The sequence below is a fragment of the Pseudomonas sp. PDM03 genome (genome assembly GCF_014852385.1).
Lineage (GTDB): Bacteria > Pseudomonadota > Gammaproteobacteria > Pseudomonadales > Pseudomonadaceae > Aquipseudomonas > Aquipseudomonas migulae.
Map to the genome: position 1 here is coordinate 46655 of NZ_JACVBM010000011.1, position 18142 is coordinate 64796.

Consider the following 18142-nt stretch of genomic DNA (forward strand, 5'->3'; position numbering starts at 1 on the left):
TGTTCTATTAAATAGAGGTGATGACTCACAGTGCAGTGAAATCAATCGCCTGATACAAATCTGCGCCGATGCCGGCAAAACTCAGCATTGCCGGCAATTGCCCGGCAAAACCCTGGAAACTATGGTCGCCGCCGGCCTGGATGCGCAAGGCACAGGCCCGGTAATACTGCTGGGCGAGGCGATAATCCAGCGTTTCGTCGCCCGTCTGCAACCACACCTGATACCGCTGCGGGTCCTGAGGCGCCGGCACTTCCAGCTCGGCCAGGGCCGTCACATGGTCGTGGGTCAATTCCCAGGCCTCATCGGTATACAGGTTTTTCTGCGTCCCCAGATACCCGTCGAACATCCGGTGCGGACTGACGGCGGGGTTGATCAACAGGGCTTTCAAGCCATGGCGCTCGGCCAGGTGAGTCGCATAGTAGCCGCCGAGTGAGCTGCCGACCAGCAGTGGCCGGCCAAGCTCCGAAATTGCCTGTTCGAGCTGACCGATGGCCTCGCGCGGATGGTGATGCAGGGCCGGAACGCGCAGGTGATCGCTCAAGCCCAGACGCTCCATCACTTCGATCAACTGAGTGGCCTTTTTTGACGAAGGCGCACTGTTGAAACCGTGGATATAAAGGATCGAACCGGACATTTGAACTCCCTGTGCGTCGGGTAAAGAAGGCGGAGTTTACAGGGTGTCGGGGGAATCGGGGATATCCGTGGAATTCATGTCGTCTGAGCGGCCGCCATCGCCAGCAGGCTGGCTCCCACAGGGACTTGTGCACGACGCGGACTCATTGTGGGAGCCAGCCTGCTGGCGATGGCAGCACCGCAGATATTCAATAGCCGTTGGAGCCGTAATCGACCTGAAAGTCGAACCCGGTCACGCGCTCTACGCCGGTTTCGAGCCGACCATCGGGCAACAACCGCAACCACCGATACCCTGGCGCCTGCTCGCCGACCTTGAAATCCTCACTGCCCGGCTCGAACTGAATGCAGGTCGAGGGCGAGGCAATCAGACGTACGCCGTTACGCACTTGATCGATTTCCTGATGCACGTGCCCCCAAAGCACCGCACGTACTTGCGGAAACCGGTCCAGCACGGCGAACAGTGCTTCGGGATTGCGCAACCCGATCGGCTCCATCCACGCACACCCGATCGACACCGGATGATGATGGAAGCACACCAGATGATGGCGCTCCGGCGCCTCGCTCAGCGAGCGCGCCAGCAACTGCAACTGTTCATCCTGCAAATACCCGGGCACCGACCCCGGCACCGCCGAGTCGAGCAACGTGACGCGCCAGTTGCCGACATCCACCACCGGTTCCAGCAGCGCGCTGTGCACGGCGGCTTTGGCCATGATCTGCGGTTCGTCGTGATTGCCGGGAATCCAGCGCGCCGGCGCATCGAGTTGCCGGGTCAGGTCGCGAAACTGCTGATACGACTCCAGCGTCCCGTCCTGGGAAAGATCGCCGCTGGCAATGATCAGATCGATCTGCGGCTGTTGCTGCCTGACCAGCTCGATGACCTTTTGCAGGCTGTCGCGCGTATTCATGCCCAGCAACGTGCCGTCCGCTTCGGCAAACAGATGGCTGTCGGACAGTTGCACCAGCAACGCCGAATCGGCGGGGGTCAAAGTGGATACGCTTGGCAAGGCGTTCTCCCAGGGCTAAACACGGGATAAGTGGAATGCCGCGATTATGCTGGGGGACGAACGAAAGAGGAAATCCGAGAAGCTGACGCAGTTCACATCTAGCGAGCTCAACGCACAACGGCGTATTCGTGCCCACACGCCAGGCAATGGCTCAGCCATTCACCCAGGAACATATTCAACTGGGCCTTTTCGTCCGGCTGGTGCATCGAGGCGTTCGGGTAAGGATAGATCCCGCGAAAGCGTCGTGCATGTTCGGCGCTGACCACTTCGGCCATGCAGGCGTCGTGATAGACCTGCACTTCCAGTTGCGGCACCGGAAGCCACGGCAGGCTGTGTTCCTGGCGCACTTGCAAGGTCGTGGTGTATGGACAGACCTGCAGCACTTCAAGGGCCAGCACGCCGAGCATCTGCTCGCCGTGGGTCACGGCAATGCGCCGCGCCGCCGGTTCGTTGCGCATGTCCGGCAGCAGTCGCATCAGGCGCGCGTAGTTGGCCTCGCAAGAGGCTTGCAGCCCCACGAGGTCCACCCGGTAGCGATCGCGCAACTTGTTTACGACCATAACCCCCTCACTTCAGCGCGGTTCAAAGCTAACCATTGCAAGGCAATGATGCTGGCCGCGTTGGCAATTCGTCCGTCGCGTACGGCTTGCAGGGCATCCTCGAACGCCCAGACCGTGACGCGGATATCTTCAGCTTCTTCCTCCAGCCCATGCAGGCCGCCGACCCCGGTTGTCTCGCAACGCCCCAGGAACAAATGCACGAATTCATTGCTGCCACCCGGCGATGGAAAATACTTGGTCATCGGCCAGAGCGTCCCGAATACAAGCCCAGCTTCCTCCTGCGCTTCGCGGTGAGCAACTTCTTCCGGCACTTCATCCTTGTCGATCAGACCAGCGACCAGTTCAATCAGCCAGGGATTGTCGGTCTTGCCCATGGCGCCGACGCGAAACTGCTCGATCAACACCACTTCATCGCGCTGCGGGTCGTAGGGCAACACGCAGACCGCATCGTGGCGAACAAACACTTCACGATTGATTTCGCGGCTCATGCCACCGGCGAACAACTCGTGGCGCAAGTGCACGCGATCGAGCTTGTAAAAGCCCTCGTAGCACTTTTCGCGCCGAACGATATCAACGGCGGTCGGAATGGCGTTGGCAAAATCAGTCATGACAATCCTCGTTTACTGCTAGTCCGATCCGAGGCTCCTTTTGGTTACTTGCAACCTCGACTTCGCGCCATCCTAACGCGCCCGCGCCGTTTGATGCAGCCCCTTTCCAGTCAGCGGGATAGACGGTGAGGGCGAAACCAACTCTAATTAGCTTAGTGGCGAACTGACCGCTTCGTTGAGAGTCGAAGCGGATAACTTTTTGCCTTTCCCTGTTTTACGAAGGACGCCCATGTCGCTTTTTAAAATCGCCTCCATGGCCGCAATCGCCCTGACCCTGGGCGCTTGCCAAAGCCTGTTCCAGCCCAACTACCGGGCGCCGCTGGAGACTACCCGCGATGCATCTGAACAGCTGAAACCGGGTTGCACGACACCTGAATGCCCACTGGTGAACATCGATACGCTGCGCTTCCCCGCCGAGCCACAGTTGGACGGCATTGTCGAAAAACGTCTGCTGCAAATGACCCGCACCTCGCCCGATGCCCCGGTGGCACCGACGCTGGCGGCCTATCGCGATGAGTTTTTGCGCACCGCCGGCCCGCGCTACAGCAGCTACTTGCAAGCCAAAGTACGTGAGCAGCATGACGGCTTGGTGATCGTCGAATTTTCCAGCTACCTGGACACCGGCGGTGCACATGGCGCGCCGGGCCGCAGCTTTATCAACTATTCGCGCCAGCAGCATAAAGTGCTGACCTTGTCCGACATGTTGGTGCCAGGTCAGGAAGAGGCGTTCTGGAAAGCGGCGCAGGTTGCGCACAACAGCTGGTTGATCAGCACCAAGCTCGATCAGGAACCGGAGTTCGTGAAGAGCTGGCCGTTCCAGAAAACCCAGAACATAGCGCTGACCTACGGCGGGGTGATCCTCAAGTACGACGTGAGCACCATCGCGCCTTACGCGCTGGGCCACGTCGAACTGAAGATCCCTTACCCTCGCCTGAACGGCATCATCAAGCCCGAGCTGTTTCCCGGCCGTAACTGAAGGCCCGACCCAGCACGAGTTGCAGCAGCCCTGCCAGAATCAACGACGGCAGGGTTGCGCCGATGTCCGGATACAGATTGGCCAGCAAGTGATAGGTGCTGACCCCGCCCAGCCAGGCGAGCAGCGCCGGCCAGCGCAATGCGGCTGAAGCCACTTGAGCCGAACGCTTGCGCAGGATGAAGTGATCCACCAGCACCACACCAAACAGCGGCGCAAACACCGAACCGATCAACAGCAGGAAGTTCTGGTACTGGGCCAATGGCGCCAGCAAGGCGATCAGGGTGCAGACCACACCGATGGCCAACGCCAGGTGTTCGACTTTCAAGCGCAGCAAAATCCCGCTGGAAACGGCCGCCGAGTGAATGTCGGCAAACGCGTTTTCCGACTCATCCAGCAAAATCAGCAGCAGCGGAATCCCCAGGCCGGCACCGGCCAGCGCCAACAGCAAGGCATTCACTTCACCGCTCGGCGCGAACGCCAGGGTGTAAGCCACGCCCAGGCTCATCAGCCAGAAATTACCGATAAAGAAGCCAATCGCCGTCCCGCCGAACACATTTTTCGCACGTTTGCCGAAACGCGAGTAGTCAGCGATCAGCGGCAGCCACGACAGCGGCATCGCGATGGCAATGTCGAAGCCCACGGCGAACGGCATCGAACCGTCACCGGCCTGCGCCCACAACGCGGCGAGATCGGCTTTCGCGAACAGGTTCCAGGTCAGCCAGATGCACGCGGCCAGCAGCAGCCAGATGCCCCATTTGCGCAGGATCTGGCGCACGAAGGTCAACGGACCGCTGACGGCCAGCAAGGTCGCCAAGGCACCGAAGAACAACGTCCAGAGCAGCGGACTGGAGAACAGACTGCCTTCGCTGAACGCACGCGCGCCGAGCAGGCTGGCAGCGTCGCGCATGACGATGATTTCGAACGAGCCCCAACCGATCAGTTGCAGCAGGTTCAGCACCGCTGGCAGGCTCGCGCCTTTTGCACCGAGGCTGAGTTTGAGCGCGGCCATCGACGACAGGCCGGTGTCACTGCCGATCACGCCGACAGCGGCCAGCAGCAGAACGCCGACCAGCGTGCCGAGGAAGATCGCCAGCAGCGAACCGGACAGGCCAAGACCTGGCGCGAGCAATGCGCCGGTCTGCAAAACCATCAGGCCGATGCCGAGGGAGAACCACAGGGAAAACAGATCGCGGCCGCCGAAGACACGTTTGTCGGTCGGCACCGCGATGTCGGGTGAATAAGTGCTGGGTTGAATGCTCAAGGGTGTTATCTCAGAGGAACATTTGTTGTTGTGTGGATCGCTATCGCCAGCAGGCTGGCTCCCACAGGGGACATGTGAACGCCACAGATCCAATGTGGGAGCCAGCCTGCTGGCGATGGGGCCTTTGCAGGCCCCACCCTTTCAGGTCAGATCAAACCTTCTTGTACAGCTGACTGCCTTCCTGCTTGAACCGCTCTGCCTGTTCCGCCAATCCCCGGGCGACTTCGGCGTCGACGGTTTCGATGCGCTGGTTGGCCGCGTATTCGCGGACTTCCTGGGTGATTTTCATCGAGCAGAACTTCGGCCCGCACATCGAACAGAAATGCGCGACCTTGGCCGAATCCTTCGGCAACGTCTCATCGTGATACGAACGTGCGGTGTCCGGATCGAGGCCCAGGTTGAACTGGTCTTCCCAACGGAACTCGAATCGCGCCTTGCTCAAGGCATTGTCGCGAATCTGCGCGCCCGGGTGTCCCTTCGCCAGATCGGCGGCATGCGCGGCGATCTTGTAAGTGATGATCCCGGTCTTCACGTCATCCTTGTTCGGCAGGCCCAAGTGCTCCTTCGGCGTCACGTAGCAAAGCATCGCGCAACCGAACCAGCCGATCATCGCCGCACCGATACCCGAGGTGATGTGGTCGTAGCCTGGTGCGATGTCGGTGGTCAGCGGGCCGAGGGTGTAGAACGGCGCCTCGTCGCAGCACTCGAGCTGCTTGTCCATGTTCTCTTTGATCAACTGCATCGGCACGTGGCCCGGGCCTTCGATCATGGTTTGCACGTCGTGCTTCCACGCAATCTTGGTCAGCTCGCCGAGGGTTTCCAGCTCACCGAACTGCGCGGCGTCGTTGGCGTCGGCAATCGAGCCCGGACGCAGGCCGTCGCCCAGCGAGAAGCTGACGTCGTAGGCCTTCATGATTTCGCAGATCTCTTCGAAATGCGTGTAAGCAAAGTTTTCTTTGTGGTGCGCCAGGCACCACTTGGCCATGATCGAACCGCCACGGGAAACGATGCCGGTCACACGCTTGGCGGTCAGCGGCACGTAGCGCAACAGCACGCCGGCGTGAATGGTGAAGTAATCGACGCCCTGCTCGGCCTGTTCGATCAGCGTGTCGCGGAACAGCTCCCAGGTCAGGTCTTCGGCAGCGCCGCCGACTTTTTCCAGGGCCTGATAAATCGGCACGGTGCCGATCGGCACTGGCGAGTTGCGGATGATCCACTCGCGGGTTTCATGAATGTGCTTGCCGGTGGACAAGTCCATGATGTTGTCCGCGCCCCAGCGAATGCCCCAGGTCAGTTTCGCCACTTCTTCTTCGATGGACGAACCCAGTGCGCTGTTGCCGATGTTGCCGTTGATCTTCACCAGGAAGTTACGGCCGATGATCATCGGTTCCAGTTCGGTGTGGTTGATGTTGGCCGGGATGATCGCGCGACCGCGGGCGATCTCTTCACGAACGAATTCGGGGGTGATGATTTTCGGCACGCTGGCGCCAAAGCTGTGGCCGGCGTGTTGCTGATCCAGCAGGCCAGCGGCACGGGCAACTTCAAGCTTCATGTTTTCGCGGATGGCGACGAATTCCATCTCGGGCGTGATGATGCCCTGACGCGCGTAGTGCATTTGCGTGACGTTGCCACCGGCCTTGGCGCGGCGCGGGTTGTTCACGTGAGCGAATCGCAGCTTGGTCAGCTCCGGATCGGCGAGGCGTTCCTTGCCGAAGTTCGAGCTGAGGCCGGGCAGACGCTCGGTGTCGCCACGGGCTTCGATCCATGGCGAACGCACATCGGCCAGGCCTTTGCGCACGTCGATGATCACGTTGGGGTCGGTGTACGGACCCGAGGTGTCGTACACGACAACCGGCGCGTTGATCTCACCGCCAAAGTCGGTCGGGGTCACATCAAGGCTGATTTCGCGCATCGGCACGAGGATGTCCGGGCGGGAGCCCTGAACGTAGATTTTTTGCGAGCGGGTAAACGGTTGAACCGATTGTTGATCGACTTGGGCCGAGTCACTCAGGTTCGTTATGTTTTTTGGTTTTATCGTCATCACGGGCTCTCCGAACACATCCAGGCAGTGGATTTTTGTCGGAGCGAACCTGTAATCGAATGGACGCACGGGCGCTGGGAAAACCAGCAGTGCTGTGCTCAGTGCTCGAGGGGTGTTCGATTGTCGAACAACATCCCGGACGAAGCACAAGAGGACTCGCCGGGTGACGAGAAATCTTGTTCCCTACGCAGGCGCTAACCTGATCAGGTTCAACGGGATCCGAAATTATTCGATCTCAGCCTCACAGCAAGGCACCCCGACAAGAACCCGGCCAGTCTAGACACAACTGACAAAGAACGCCAACACCGCAGTAAACACCATGATGAATGGCGCAATCAGACGATTGTTGCCGCACGTATGCGCAACTACACTCGCAACGGCCATGTCGCGCATTGACGCTGAGTGGGCTGCGCCGTACCTTTGGCGCTCAAATTATCAGTGTAATTTTTAGGGATGGCCTCATGCTGCGCAAACTCTCACTGGCCCTTGCCGTGTCTTGTGCTTCCAATGGAATGGCCTGGGCAGCAGAAGCGCCCTTATCGACCAAGACCGATCTGGTCAGCGTCTACCAGGAAGCGGTGGACAACAACGCCGACCTGGCCGCCGCCCGCGCCCAATACGGCGCGCAAAAAGAAGTCGTGCCCCAGGCGCGCGCCGGCTTGCTGCCGAATATTTCCGGTGGCGCCCAGTTGGCCAACGTGCGCACCGATATCGATCAACCGTCGGCCGTTGCCAACCGTAGCGCCAATTCCTATCAGGCAACGTTGGCTCAGCCTTTGTTTCGTGCCGATCGCTGGTTCCAGTACCAGGCCGCCAAGGACGTTAATGAGCAAGCCGCCCTGCAACTCTCGGCGACCGAGCAGAACCTGATCCTGCAAACCGCCGAGGACTACTTCAACGTGCTGCGCAGCCAGGACAACCTGGCCTCGACCAAGGCTGAAGAAGCGGCGTTCAAGCGTCAGCTCGACCAGTCCAACGAACGCTTCGATGTCGGCCTGTCGGACAAGACCGATGTGCTGCAATCGCAAGCCAGTTACGACACCGCACGGGCCAACCGGATCGTTGCGCAGCGTCAGGTGGATGATGCGTTTGAAGCGTTGATCACCCTGACCAACCGTCAGTACAACTCGATTCAGGGCATCGTCCACACCTTGCCGATCCTGCCGCCGGCGCCGAACGACGCCAAGGCCTGGGTCGACACCGCCGCCAAACAGAACCTGAATCTGCTGGCCAGCAACTACGCGGTCAGCGCCGCCGAAGAAACCCTGAAGCAGCGCAAGGCCGGCCACGCACCAACGGTGGATGCGGTGGCCAAGTATGAGAAAGGCGACAACGATGCCTTGGGCTTCAGCAACCCGAACGGCTTCGGCCAGCCGTATGGTGGTCCCGTCGAGCAACGCACGCTGGCGCTGCAATTGAACATCCCGATCTACAGCGGCGGGCTGACCAGTTCGCAGGTTCGCGAGTCGTACTCGCGCCTGGATCAGACCGAACAACAGCGTGAAGGGCTGCGTCGGCAAGTGGTGGAAAACACCCGCAACCTGCACCGCGCGGTGAACACCGATGTCGAGCAGGTACAGGCGCGCAAGCAGTCGATCATCTCCAACCAGAGCGCGGTGGAAGCGACCGAAATCGGTTATCAGGTGGGCACGCGCAACATCGTCGATGTGCTCGACGCGCAGCGTCAGCTGTACACCTCGGTGCGCAATTACAACAACACCCGCTACGACTACATCCTCGACAACCTGCGCCTGAAGCAAGCCGCCGGCACGCTGAACCCGGGGGATTTGCAGGACCTGAAACGCTATCTCAAAGCTGACTACAACCCGGACAAGGACTTCCTGCCACCGGACCTGGCCAAGGCTGCGGCTGAGCAGTTAAAGGCAAAACCGGGGCAGTAATGGGCGGGTGATGGCGGTTCTGAGGACGCCATCGCCAGCAAGCCGGCTCCTACAGAATCGGGGACGACGGGGATTTTGAGGGGGACGCAAAACCTGTAGGAGCCGGCTTGCCGGCGATGGCGACTTCAATGACGCCATCGCCAGCAAGCCGGCTCCTACAGAATCGCGGGATGACGGGGATTTTGAGGGGGACGCAAAACCTGTAGGAGCCGGCTTGCTGGCGATGGCGTTTTCGAAATCGCCTTCGCCGGCAAGCCTGGCTCCTACAGGTCAGCGATTGATCAATCGATCCAACCCATCCAGCAACCGCTGCAACGCGCCCTGATTGGTGCGCATCACTTTCAGCCCCGCGTCTGCCATACGCTGCGCATCGCGCGGCAATTCGAACAGCCGCTGCACCGCCAGCGCCAAACCCTCGGCATCTTCCACTTCCTGCAACGCCCCGGCGCTGCGCAACTGCGCGGCGATTTCGAGGAAGTTGAACAAGTGCGGCCCACTGAGCACCGGTTTCGCCAGCGCGGCGGGTTCCAGCAAGTTATGGCCACCGTTCGGCACCAGACTGCCGCCGACAAACGCGCTGTCGGCCAGGGCATACAAAAACAGCAACTCGCCCATGGTGTCGCCGAGCAACACCGACGTATCGGTGGTGACCGGTTCGCCGGAGGAACGACGCACCGTGGCGAAGCCCTGTTGCCTGCAAAGGTCGAACACCGCGTTGAAACGCTCCGGATGACGCGGCACCAGAATCAGCAACGCATCAGGGTGACTATCGAGAAGCTGACGATGCGCCGCCAGCACCACTTCGTCTTCACCGTCGTGAGTGCTGGCGGCGATCCACACCGGACGCTCCTGCGCCCGCCATTGCCCACGCAACTCGGTCGCACGCTGGAGCAGTTGCGGGTCGATGGTCAGGTCGAACTTGATCGAACCGCTCACTTCAACCGTTTCTGCCCGGGCGCCCAAATCGCGAAAACGCTGGGCCTCGGCTTCGGTCTGCACGGCGAACAGGCTCATTTCGGCGAGCATCGGCTGAGTCAATTTACCGAAGCGGCCATAGCCTTTGGCGGAACGCTCGGACAGTCGTGCGTTGGCCAGCGCCACAGGAATCCCGCGTTTGGCGCATTGGTGAATGTGGTTGGGCCAGAGTTCGGTTTCCATGATCACCGCCAGCGTTGGCCGGACTCGGTCAAGGAACCGCGCCGCCGCGCATGGCAAGTCGTAAGGCAAATAGCAGTGCTGGATGCGCGGCTCGTTGGCGAACAAGGCATGGATGCGTTCGGAGCCCGTCGGCGTCATGCAGGTCACGGTGATCGGCAGCGCGGGATAACGTTGCAGCAATGCGCGAATCATCGGCGCTGCGGCAATGCTCTCGCCCACGGACACCGCGTGCACCCAGATGCCGCCCGGCTTCATCGCCGGCAGCCCGAGCGAGAACCGCTCGCCGATGCGTTTGGCATACGCCGGTGCCTTGCGCGAGCGCAGCCACAGCCGAATCGCTACCAGTGGCAGCCCCAGGTAAAACAGCGCGGTGTAGAGAGTTCTATTCATGGCGGCGGAGTTTATCGGTTTTTTCGCCGATCGCCTGCAAGTGCACGGCAAAACGTTCCGCCAGCCAACGAGCCGCCGGGCCGAGCGGTTCATCGCGGCGCCAGACCAGCTCCACCACCAGCGCCGGCGGCGTCCATTCGCTGGCCAGTTCGACCATCAACCCCTGATACGCCGGATACTGCACCACGTGCCGTGGCAACCAGGCCCAGCCGAGGCCACGCACCAGCCATTCGGCCATCACGTAGAAACTGTCGGCCCGCCAGACCTGCGGGCTGGCCGGCTCGCTGCCGGGATACACACTGGACTGGGTCGACATCAGCAACTGCCGATGCTGCGCCAGTTGCTGGCAATCGACCGGAGCCTGCGTTGCCAATGGATGCCCGACGCCGCACACCGTGACCATTTCGACGCTGCCCAGCACTCGCCGTTCGAGCGCCTCGGGAATCTGATCGTGATAAAACAACAGACCGAGATCGGCCCGGCGCGCCACCAGCTTGCGCGCCACATCGCCCTGGGCAGCGCTGGTCAATTGCACTTCAAGGCTGGGAAACTGTTCCGCCAGGGCTTCGAAACTTTCAATGATCGGCTGATACGGCATCGCCTCATCCTGAGCCACGCGCAGGCGAGCCTCCTGCCCACGCGTCATTGCCAGCGCCCGACCATTCAGACGCTCGCATTGACGCAGTACTTCCCGCGCCTCATCAAGCAACGCATTGCCAGCCTCAGTGAGTTTCGGCTGCCGGCCGCTGCTGCGGGCGAACAGGCTCACACCCAGGTCTTCTTCCAACAGCGCTATCGAACTGCTGACCGCCGACTGCGCCTTGCGCTGGTCTCGCGCCACAGCGGAAAACGATCGCTGCTCGGCAACGCTGACGAACAAACGCAACTGCTCCAGATTCCATTGAATGTTCATGACCAACCCATCTCCCGCACAGATAGGTAATGACTTTACCCCATCTGAGCAACCTCTAAAATGCCGACCTCATAAAGCAACACTTCACACGAGGATGCACCCATGACCGCTTACTACTACCTGGCCATCGCCATCTGCGCTGAAGTAATCGCCACTGTTTCGATGAAAGCCGTCAAAGGCATCAGCACGCCGCTGCCGCTGATTCTGGTGATCGTCGGTTATGGCATTGCCTTCTGGATGCTGACACTGGTGGTGCGCAGCGTGCCGGTGGGTGTGGCGTACGCGGTGTGGGCCGGCATGGGGATCGTGATGGTCAGCGTCGCGGCGCTGTTTATCTACGGGCAGAAGCTGGATGTACCGGCGATGCTCGGGATGGCGCTCATCGTGCTCGGCGTTGTGGTCATCCAGCTCTTCTCCAAAACCGCCGGGCACTGACAATTGTAGGAGCCGGCTTGCTGGCGATCCAAACAGCGCGGTGTGTCTGACACACCGCTATCGCTAGCAAGCCAGCTCCTACAGATCGCTCTACAACAGATCGTTGAGATGCCTTGTATACTGCGCCCTCGTCTTGAACACTGAGGTCGCTGCATGCCATCTGTTATTTCCACCGACGTTTTGATTGTCGGCGCTGGTGTCGCCGGCCTCTGGCTGAACGCGCGCCTGCGCCGCCAGGGTTTTTCGACCGTGCTGGTGGAAAGCGCCACCCTCGGTGGCGGGCAGAGCCTGAAGTCCCAAGGCATCATCCACGGCGGCGCCAAGTACGCGCTGCATGGCGCCCTGACCGGCGCCTCGGAAGCCATCGCCGACATGCCGCGCCGCTGGCGTGAAGCGCTGGCCGGTGACGGTGAACTGGATTTGTCCGGTGTGCGCCTGTTGTCCGAAGCCCATTACCTCTGGTCCCCCGGTACGATCGCCGGCAACCTCACCAGCTTCTTCGCCAGCAAAGCCGTGCGCGGCCGCGTCGATCAGGTCAAAGGCGACCAATTGCCGCCGGCCCTGCAAGACAAGCGCTTCAAGGGTAAGGTCTATCGCCTGGCAGAACTGGTGATCGACGTGCCAAGCCTGATTCAGCGCCTCGCCGACCTGGCCGGTGACGGCTTGCTCGCCGGGAAGACGATCGAGCCGTTGCTGGAAGCTGGCGTTCTGGTCGGCCTGAAGGTCGACGAGCGTGAAATCCGCGCCCAACGCATCATCTTGAGCGCCGGTGCCGGGACGGCAGCGCTACTCGAAGCACTGGGGCTGACCAAGCCCGCCATGCAACGTCGACCGCTGCACATGATCATCGCCAAAGGCCCCGGCCTCAAACCGCTGTACGCCCATTGCCTGGGTGGCGGCACCAAGCCGCGCATCACCGTGACCACCCATCCGGCCGCCGATGGCCAATGGGTCTGGTACCTGGGTGGCGATATCGCCGAGGCCGAAGGGGTTGCCCGCGAACCGGCCGAGCAAATCGCCACCGCGCAAAAAGAACTCGGCCAATTGCTGCCATGGATCGACTTGAGCACCGCGCAATGGGCGACCTTGCGCGTGGACCGCGCCGAGCCGCTGCAATCGGGCCTGACGCGACCGGACAACGCCTTCCTGGCCGAAGAAGGCCGTTTGCTGGTCGGCTGGCCGACCAAACTGGCGCTCGCGCCGGACTTTGCCGACCGTGTCATCAGCTCATTGCAACGCGACGGCATCCAGCCAAGCCACCCCGCGCCGCTGCCCGAGTTGCCGAAGCCGCCGATGGGCGTCCCGGCCTGGGAGCAACTGCTACCATGAGCCAGCCAACCCTGCACGACCTGCATCGCCCGCTGGGCAGCACCGGCCTGATGGTTTCGCCCCTGGGTTTGGGCACCGTCAAACTCGGCCGCGATCAAGGCGTGAAATACCCCAACGGTTTCCAGATCCCCGACGATGACGAAGCGCGCATGCTGCTCAAACTCACGCGCGACCTGGGCATCAACCTGATCGACACCGCCCCGGCCTATGGCCGCAGTGAAGAACGACTCGGCCCGTTGTTGCGCGGCCAACGCCAGGACTGGGTGATCGTCAGCAAGGTCGGCGAAGAATTTGCCGACGGCCAGTCCCGCCACGATTTCAGCGCCGCGCATACCCGGCTCTCGGTGGAACGCAGCCTGCAACGTCTGGAAACCGATTTTATCGATCTGGTGCTGGTGCACTCCGACGGCAACGACCTGGCGATCCTCAACGACAGCGAAGTCTACGCGACCCTCGCTGCGCTCAAGGCCGAAGGCAAGATTCGTGGCTATGGTTTCTCCGGCAAAACCGTCGAAGGCGGTTTGAAGGCTCTGGAACAAGGTGATTGCGCCATGGTCACCTACAATCTGAACGAACGGAACGAGAAGCCGGTCATTGACTATGCTGCTGATCACGGCAAAGCCATCCTGGTCAAAAAAGCCCTCGCCAGCGGTCACGTCTGCCTGAGTCCAGGTGTGGATCCGGTGCGCGCCAGTTTCGAGTTGTTGTTTGAACATCCGGGTGTGGCCAGTGCTATTGTCGGGACCATCAATCCGCTGCACCTCGCCCACAACGTCGCGACCGTTGCCCAGGTCCTACGTAGCAACTGATGCCGCCCCACGCGGCCTTAAGCAGGAGCCGACATGCCGCGTACGCTCATTAGAAAGAACCCGAGCAACTTCAAGACCCTGCCGTTATTCGTCGAAGCGACTCCCGAAGGCCTGAGTTATCAAAGCGTCGGGATGCCGCTGAATTTTTCCCAGACGTTGCAACGTCGCCGCCCGGTGACGGTGGCTGACAGCGAACGGTTCGCCGTGGAGCTGGCCAATCTCGGGGTTTCGGTGCGCCTGACCCTGCATTGGCAGAATCGCGATTACTGGGTGTTGGTACGTCAACGTCGGCAAGACCGTGGCGACGTGGTGCTCAAGCTGATCTCCGGTTACGTGCCGGCCCACGAATTGAACCTGCCGCTGCACACCGCCATCCAGGAGATTGCCGAAGAGTGCCTGCTGGAAACGCCGGAAGGCTGGCTCGGCGGGCGTTTCAACGACACCTGGCTGCCGGCGCCCTACTCCGCCGCGCTGCATTATCGCGAAGCGTTGCCGTTTCGGCTGACGCCGCTATCCGGCTCGGCGCGGCCAGTGCGCTGCGCCAACCTGCAGTTGATCGAACGACCGCGCGCCTACGTGCACCTGCCGACCGCGTCACTGCAACTGATCTATGACTTGCGCCTGGACGTGCCCAAGGAAGCCAAATCCCTGAGCCTGTTTCATGTCGACGAGCGACTGGAGGGCGATCAACTGGTGGCGCGCCTCGACCGCAAGCGCCCCGATCTGTACCTGATGCCGTTGCAGGACGGCCAGCCAATGGCCGAGTTGTATACCCTGAAAAAGGATCACCTTTACCCGGCGAGTACACGCGGTCTGTATCTGGCAGAGAGTTTTGCCCAGCAGCAAGGCTGGCTGGTGCGCGATGAGCGGATTCGCTGGAAGGATTGGGTGCGCCAGCAAGGCTTGAACCCGCCGGGGAAAGATTCCGGTTTGGCGCGCTTGCGCGGGAAGGCGAAGCAATTGCTGAAAAAGATCGTGCCGCGCAAGAAGGTCAGTTCCTAAAAACCCAGCAGGCGTACACCTAACCCTGTAGGAGCTGGCTTGCCAGCGATGGTCGTTAACGATGACGCGTGTCTACTGAGTAAACGCGGCGCCCTTGAGCCCATCGCTGGCAAGCCAGCTCCTACAAAAGTTTGGTATCACTCGGACTTGCGGATTTTTTCGACTATCGCGGTCGTGGAACTGTTTTCCACGAGCCCCAGCACTTTTACCGTTCCGCCATACGCCGTCACGATGTCCGCACCGACGACCTGGTCGATCCCGTAGTCCCCGCCCTTGACCAGCACGTCCGGCTTGACCTCTCGCAGCAGGTTTTCCGGGGTGCCTTCAGGGAAGCTGATCACCCAATCCACCGCACCAAGACCTGCCAGTACCGCCATGCGACGGTCGACGCTGTTGATCGGACGACCCGGCCCTTTCAGGCGGCTGACCGAAGCATCGTCGTTGACCGCAACGATCAGACGATCGCCTTGAGCGCGTGCCTGTTCGAGGTACGTCACGTGGCCGGCGTGCAGGATGTCGAAGCAGCCATTGGTGAAGACGATCTTCTCTTTATGCGCACGCGCATCATCGACCGCCAGCAACAACTGCTCAAGCCCCAGCACACCGCGCTCGGAACCTTCTTCACGCTGGATGGCGCGACGCAGTTCCGGGGCGCTGATGGCCGCCGTACCGAGCTTGCCGACAACGATGCCTGCCGCCAGGTTGGCCAAGGCCACGGCGTGAGGCAATTCCTCGCCCGCGGCAATCGCCGCCGCCAGGGTGGAAATCACAGTATCGCCGGCACCGGTCACGTCGAACACTTCACGGGCCCGAGCCGGCAGGTGCAACGCCGGATGATCCGGGCGCAACAGGGTCATGCCGTGTTCGCCGCGGGTCACCAGCAAGGCGCCGAGGTCGAGGTCGTGCATCAGCTGCGCGCCCTTGCTCACGAGTTCATGCTCATCGGCGCAACCGCCGACGATGGTCTCGAATTCGCTGAGGTTCGGAGTGATCAGGCTCGCACCCCGGTAGATCGAGAAATCCTTGCCCTTGGGATCGGCCAGCACCGGAATGCCACGGGCACGGGCGGCCTGGATCAGCACTTGATGATTTCTCAACGCGCCTTTGCCGTAGTCGGACAGCACCAGCACTTTGATGCCTTCGAGCAGTTCATCGACTTGCTCGCTGAGCGCCAACGCGTCGGTGGCGAAGGGTTCTTCAAAGTCGATACGCAGCAGTTGCTGGTGACGGCTCATGACCCGCAGCTTGACGATGGTCGGCTGGTGCGCGATGCGCTGGAACAACGCCCGTACGCCAGCGCCCTTGAGGCTGTTGGCCAGGCTGTCGGCGGCTTCATCGTCGCCGGTCACGCCGACCAGCGAGGCCGGTGCGCCGAGGGCGGCAATGTTCAGGGCAACGTTCGCGGCACCGCCCGGGCGGTCCTCGATTTGCTCGACTTTGACGACGGGTACCGGCGCCTCAGGGGAAATCCGTGAGGTACCACCATGCCAGTAACGGTCGAGCATGACATCGCCGACCACCAAGACAGGGGCTTGATCGAATCGCGGCATGGACAACTTCATGGAGCAACCCACATACAGAATGAACAGGGGCGGGATATTAACACAGGGTTGGCGTGGGCTTGTGTGGCGGCTGCAACGGGATGATTTTGCGGGGTTTATTGCTCATTTATTGAGCAACAAACCCGATAACCGCCGGCAAGCGTCTGCCATCTCCAGCGTTTGCGTGTCGATTTCACACTCGGCGCACAACGGTGCCTCGTAGGGACTGTCGATCCCCGTGAAATCCTTGATCCGTCCTTGCCGGGCCGCCCGGTACAAGCCTTTTGGGTCGCGCTGCGCGCACACCGCGAACGAGGTGCTCACATACACCTCGATAAAATCGCCCTCGGCGAACAGGCGCCGCGCCGCTTCACGCTCGGCCCGAAACGGCGAAATCGCCGCAACAATCACGATCAGGCCGGCATCGACCATCAGGCGCGCAACCTCGGCCATGCGCCGAATATTTTCCCGACGGCACTCAGCCCCCATCCCCAGGTCACGGCACAGACCGGCGCGCAGATTGTCACCATCGAGCACAAAGGTATGCCGCCCGAGCTCGTTGAGTTGCAGCTCAAGGGCATTGGCCAGCGTTGACTTGCCCGCGCCGGACAACCCCGTCAGCCAGAGGCAACGCGGCCGCTGCGATTTGATCGCGGCACGGTCGTTGATCGACAGCGACAACGCATAAGGCCTGATCTCGGGGACTGACATCGACAGCGCCTCATTCATAACCAAGCATCTCGTAATCGCGCTGGTACACCCGCCGTACCAACCGGCGGGTGCGCACTGAGCAGAAGTCACGGGCAGGCGCCGTGCGCCGCTGCTGCGAGCTGTTGATGTGCGGCAGCGGCACCGCGTCGCCCACCTGCTCGCACACGCGCTGAAAGTCGCGCTCCAGATGTTCCTGATAGCCGATGAAATCCAGTGCCAGGTGCCCGAGGGAGTCGGTGAGAAAATCCGTTTGCGCAGCGAAATGCAGCTGCCGCTGGATCGTTTCCGGGTGCAGCCAGCGAGCGACGAAATCGTCGAAATCGCGGTAGTGGCTGACCAGTTTTTGCGCGGGTCGGTCGCGCAGGCTCAGCTCATTGCCCCGCAGAAAAGCGTAGGCCGAGTACGCCCTTTCCAGCGGATCGCGAACAAAAGCAAACTTGAAACTGTCGGCAAACTGCTCGGGAAATTGCTGTTCGTACCAGTACAAGGGCAAGTGCCCCGGGCTCCAGCCATCGAACAGCGCCGCACAGACACTGCTCCCGGCGCATTTGGGGACGTGAATGAACAGACAGGAACGCTGTGTGAAAGGCTGGGGATAACATAGGTTGGCCGACATCGACCGATTGACCACCTGACGGTCCACGACCGACAGACGCCCCAGCAAGAATTGCCGTTGCGCCTTGGGCAACAGCTTCCAGAGATAACGTTGCAACATTGCAGCACCCGCGCGAAGGGGATGGCCCCCTCGATTGAAGTCAAAGTTCGTTCAGGAACCTTAACAAGCGCGTTGCCGAGATTTATTCAGGTTTGGTCAAGAAAGGTAAAGGTCTGGATACAATTCACCGGACGCATTGCACGTCGGTGAGCGCG

Annotated in this window: 17 protein-coding genes and 1 riboswitch; of the genes, 6 read left to right on the forward strand and 11 right to left on the reverse strand. The window is 61.1% G+C overall.

Features of this window, described 5'->3' with window-relative positions; translation table 11 throughout:
* Window positions 1-25 precede the first annotated feature (25 nt).
* The 4 genes from IB254_RS16525 to IB254_RS16540 form a co-directional block, all read right to left on the reverse strand.
* Window positions 26-634, reverse strand: coding sequence for a YqiA/YcfP family alpha/beta fold hydrolase (locus IB254_RS16525; protein WP_008040411.1), 609 nt, complete (start codon window positions 632-634; stop codon window positions 26-28).
* A 187-nt stretch (window positions 635-821) separates the two neighbouring features.
* The gene (gene cpdA / locus IB254_RS16530; protein ID WP_192418105.1) at window positions 822-1637 is read right to left on the reverse strand and encodes a 3',5'-cyclic-AMP phosphodiesterase; all 816 of its coding nucleotides are present in this window, start codon (window positions 1635-1637) and stop codon (window positions 822-824) included.
* A gap of 107 nt (window positions 1638-1744) precedes the next feature.
* Window positions 1745-2197 carry a DUF1249 domain-containing protein gene (locus IB254_RS16535; RefSeq protein WP_008027902.1) on the reverse strand — a complete coding sequence of 151 codons (453 nt, stop codon included), beginning with the start codon at window positions 2195-2197 and terminating at the stop codon, window positions 1745-1747.
* The gene (locus tag IB254_RS16540; protein WP_192418106.1) at window positions 2188-2805 is read right to left on the reverse strand and encodes an NUDIX domain-containing protein; all 618 of its coding nucleotides are present in this window, start codon (window positions 2803-2805) and stop codon (window positions 2188-2190) included. The genes IB254_RS16535 and IB254_RS16540 overlap by 10 nt, the downstream gene beginning before the upstream one ends.
* A gap of 229 nt (window positions 2806-3034) precedes the next feature.
* Here IB254_RS16540 and IB254_RS16545 point away from each other — a divergent pair, with 229 nt between their 5' ends.
* The gene (locus IB254_RS16545; protein ID WP_192418107.1) at window positions 3035-3781 is read left to right on the forward strand and encodes an RsiV family protein; all 747 of its coding nucleotides are present in this window, start codon (window positions 3035-3037) and stop codon (window positions 3779-3781) included.
* Here the strand turns inward: IB254_RS16545 and cytX are convergent.
* On the reverse strand, window positions 3750-5042 hold the full coding sequence (cytX, locus tag IB254_RS16550; protein ID WP_008027897.1) for a putative hydroxymethylpyrimidine transporter CytX: 1293 nt from the start codon (window positions 5040-5042) through the stop codon (window positions 3750-3752). The genes IB254_RS16545 and cytX overlap by 32 nt on opposite strands.
* Window positions 5043-5193: 151 nt before the next feature.
* Window positions 5194-7083: a phosphomethylpyrimidine synthase ThiC gene (gene thiC / locus IB254_RS16555; protein ID WP_192418108.1), complete on the reverse strand. Its 1890-nt coding sequence runs from the start codon at window positions 7081-7083 to the stop codon at window positions 5194-5196.
* Between the two features lie 163 nt (window positions 7084-7246).
* Window positions 7247-7352: riboswitch (TPP riboswitch) on the reverse strand.
* A 192-nt stretch (window positions 7353-7544) separates the two neighbouring features.
* On the opposite strand from thiC, the gene IB254_RS16560 reads away from it, so the two are divergent.
* The gene (locus IB254_RS16560; RefSeq protein ID WP_192418109.1) at window positions 7545-8984 is read left to right on the forward strand and encodes a TolC family outer membrane protein; all 1440 of its coding nucleotides are present in this window, start codon (window positions 7545-7547) and stop codon (window positions 8982-8984) included.
* Between the two features lie 270 nt (window positions 8985-9254).
* On the opposite strand, the gene waaA is transcribed toward IB254_RS16560, so the two are convergent.
* Together waaA and IB254_RS16570 are read right to left on the reverse strand one after the other, a co-directional pair.
* The gene (gene waaA, locus IB254_RS16565; protein WP_192418110.1) at window positions 9255-10532 is read right to left on the reverse strand and encodes a lipid IV(A) 3-deoxy-D-manno-octulosonic acid transferase; all 1278 of its coding nucleotides are present in this window, start codon (window positions 10530-10532) and stop codon (window positions 9255-9257) included.
* Window positions 10525-11445 carry a LysR family transcriptional regulator gene (locus IB254_RS16570; protein ID WP_192418111.1) on the reverse strand — a complete coding sequence of 307 codons (921 nt, stop codon included), beginning with the start codon at window positions 11443-11445 and terminating at the stop codon, window positions 10525-10527. The genes waaA and IB254_RS16570 overlap by 8 nt, the downstream gene beginning before the upstream one ends.
* A 102-nt stretch (window positions 11446-11547) precedes the next feature.
* Here IB254_RS16570 and IB254_RS16575 point away from each other — a divergent pair, with 102 nt between their 5' ends.
* The 4 genes from IB254_RS16575 (at window position 11548) to IB254_RS16590 (ending at window position 15020) form a co-directional block, all read left to right on the forward strand.
* Window positions 11548-11880, forward strand: coding sequence for a DMT family transporter (locus tag IB254_RS16575; protein ID WP_084320936.1), 333 nt, complete (start codon window positions 11548-11550; stop codon window positions 11878-11880).
* 153 nt (window positions 11881-12033) lie between these two features.
* Window positions 12034-13209, forward strand: coding sequence for an NAD(P)/FAD-dependent oxidoreductase (locus IB254_RS16580; protein WP_192418112.1), 1176 nt, complete (start codon window positions 12034-12036; stop codon window positions 13207-13209).
* Window positions 13206-14018, forward strand: a complete 813-nt coding sequence (locus IB254_RS16585; RefSeq protein ID WP_008027882.1) for an aldo/keto reductase — start codon at window positions 13206-13208, stop codon at window positions 14016-14018. Before IB254_RS16580 ends, IB254_RS16585 begins: the two co-directional genes overlap by 4 nt.
* Window positions 14019-14051: 33 nt before the next feature.
* Window positions 14052-15020 carry a hypothetical protein gene (locus IB254_RS16590; protein WP_008040396.1) on the forward strand — a complete coding sequence of 323 codons (969 nt, stop codon included), beginning with the start codon at window positions 14052-14054 and terminating at the stop codon, window positions 15018-15020.
* 137 nt (window positions 15021-15157) lie between these two features.
* On the opposite strand, the gene hldE is transcribed toward IB254_RS16590, so the two are convergent.
* The 3 genes from hldE to IB254_RS16605 all read right to left on the reverse strand — a co-directional run bounded on the left by hldE (window position 15158) and on the right by IB254_RS16605 (window position 17987).
* Window positions 15158-16582: a bifunctional D-glycero-beta-D-manno-heptose-7-phosphate kinase/D-glycero-beta-D-manno-heptose 1-phosphate adenylyltransferase HldE gene (hldE, locus tag IB254_RS16595; protein WP_008040393.1), complete on the reverse strand. Its 1425-nt coding sequence runs from the start codon at window positions 16580-16582 to the stop codon at window positions 15158-15160.
* Between the two features lie 102 nt (window positions 16583-16684).
* Window positions 16685-17290, reverse strand: a complete 606-nt coding sequence (cysC, locus tag IB254_RS16600; protein ID WP_192418113.1) for an adenylyl-sulfate kinase — start codon at window positions 17288-17290, stop codon at window positions 16685-16687.
* On the reverse strand, window positions 17283-17987 hold the full coding sequence (locus tag IB254_RS16605) for a sulfotransferase family 2 domain-containing protein (RefSeq protein ID WP_192418114.1): 705 nt from the start codon (window positions 17985-17987) through the stop codon (window positions 17283-17285). Before IB254_RS16605 ends, cysC begins: the two co-directional genes overlap by 8 nt.
* Window positions 17988-18142: the final 155 nt, after the last annotated feature.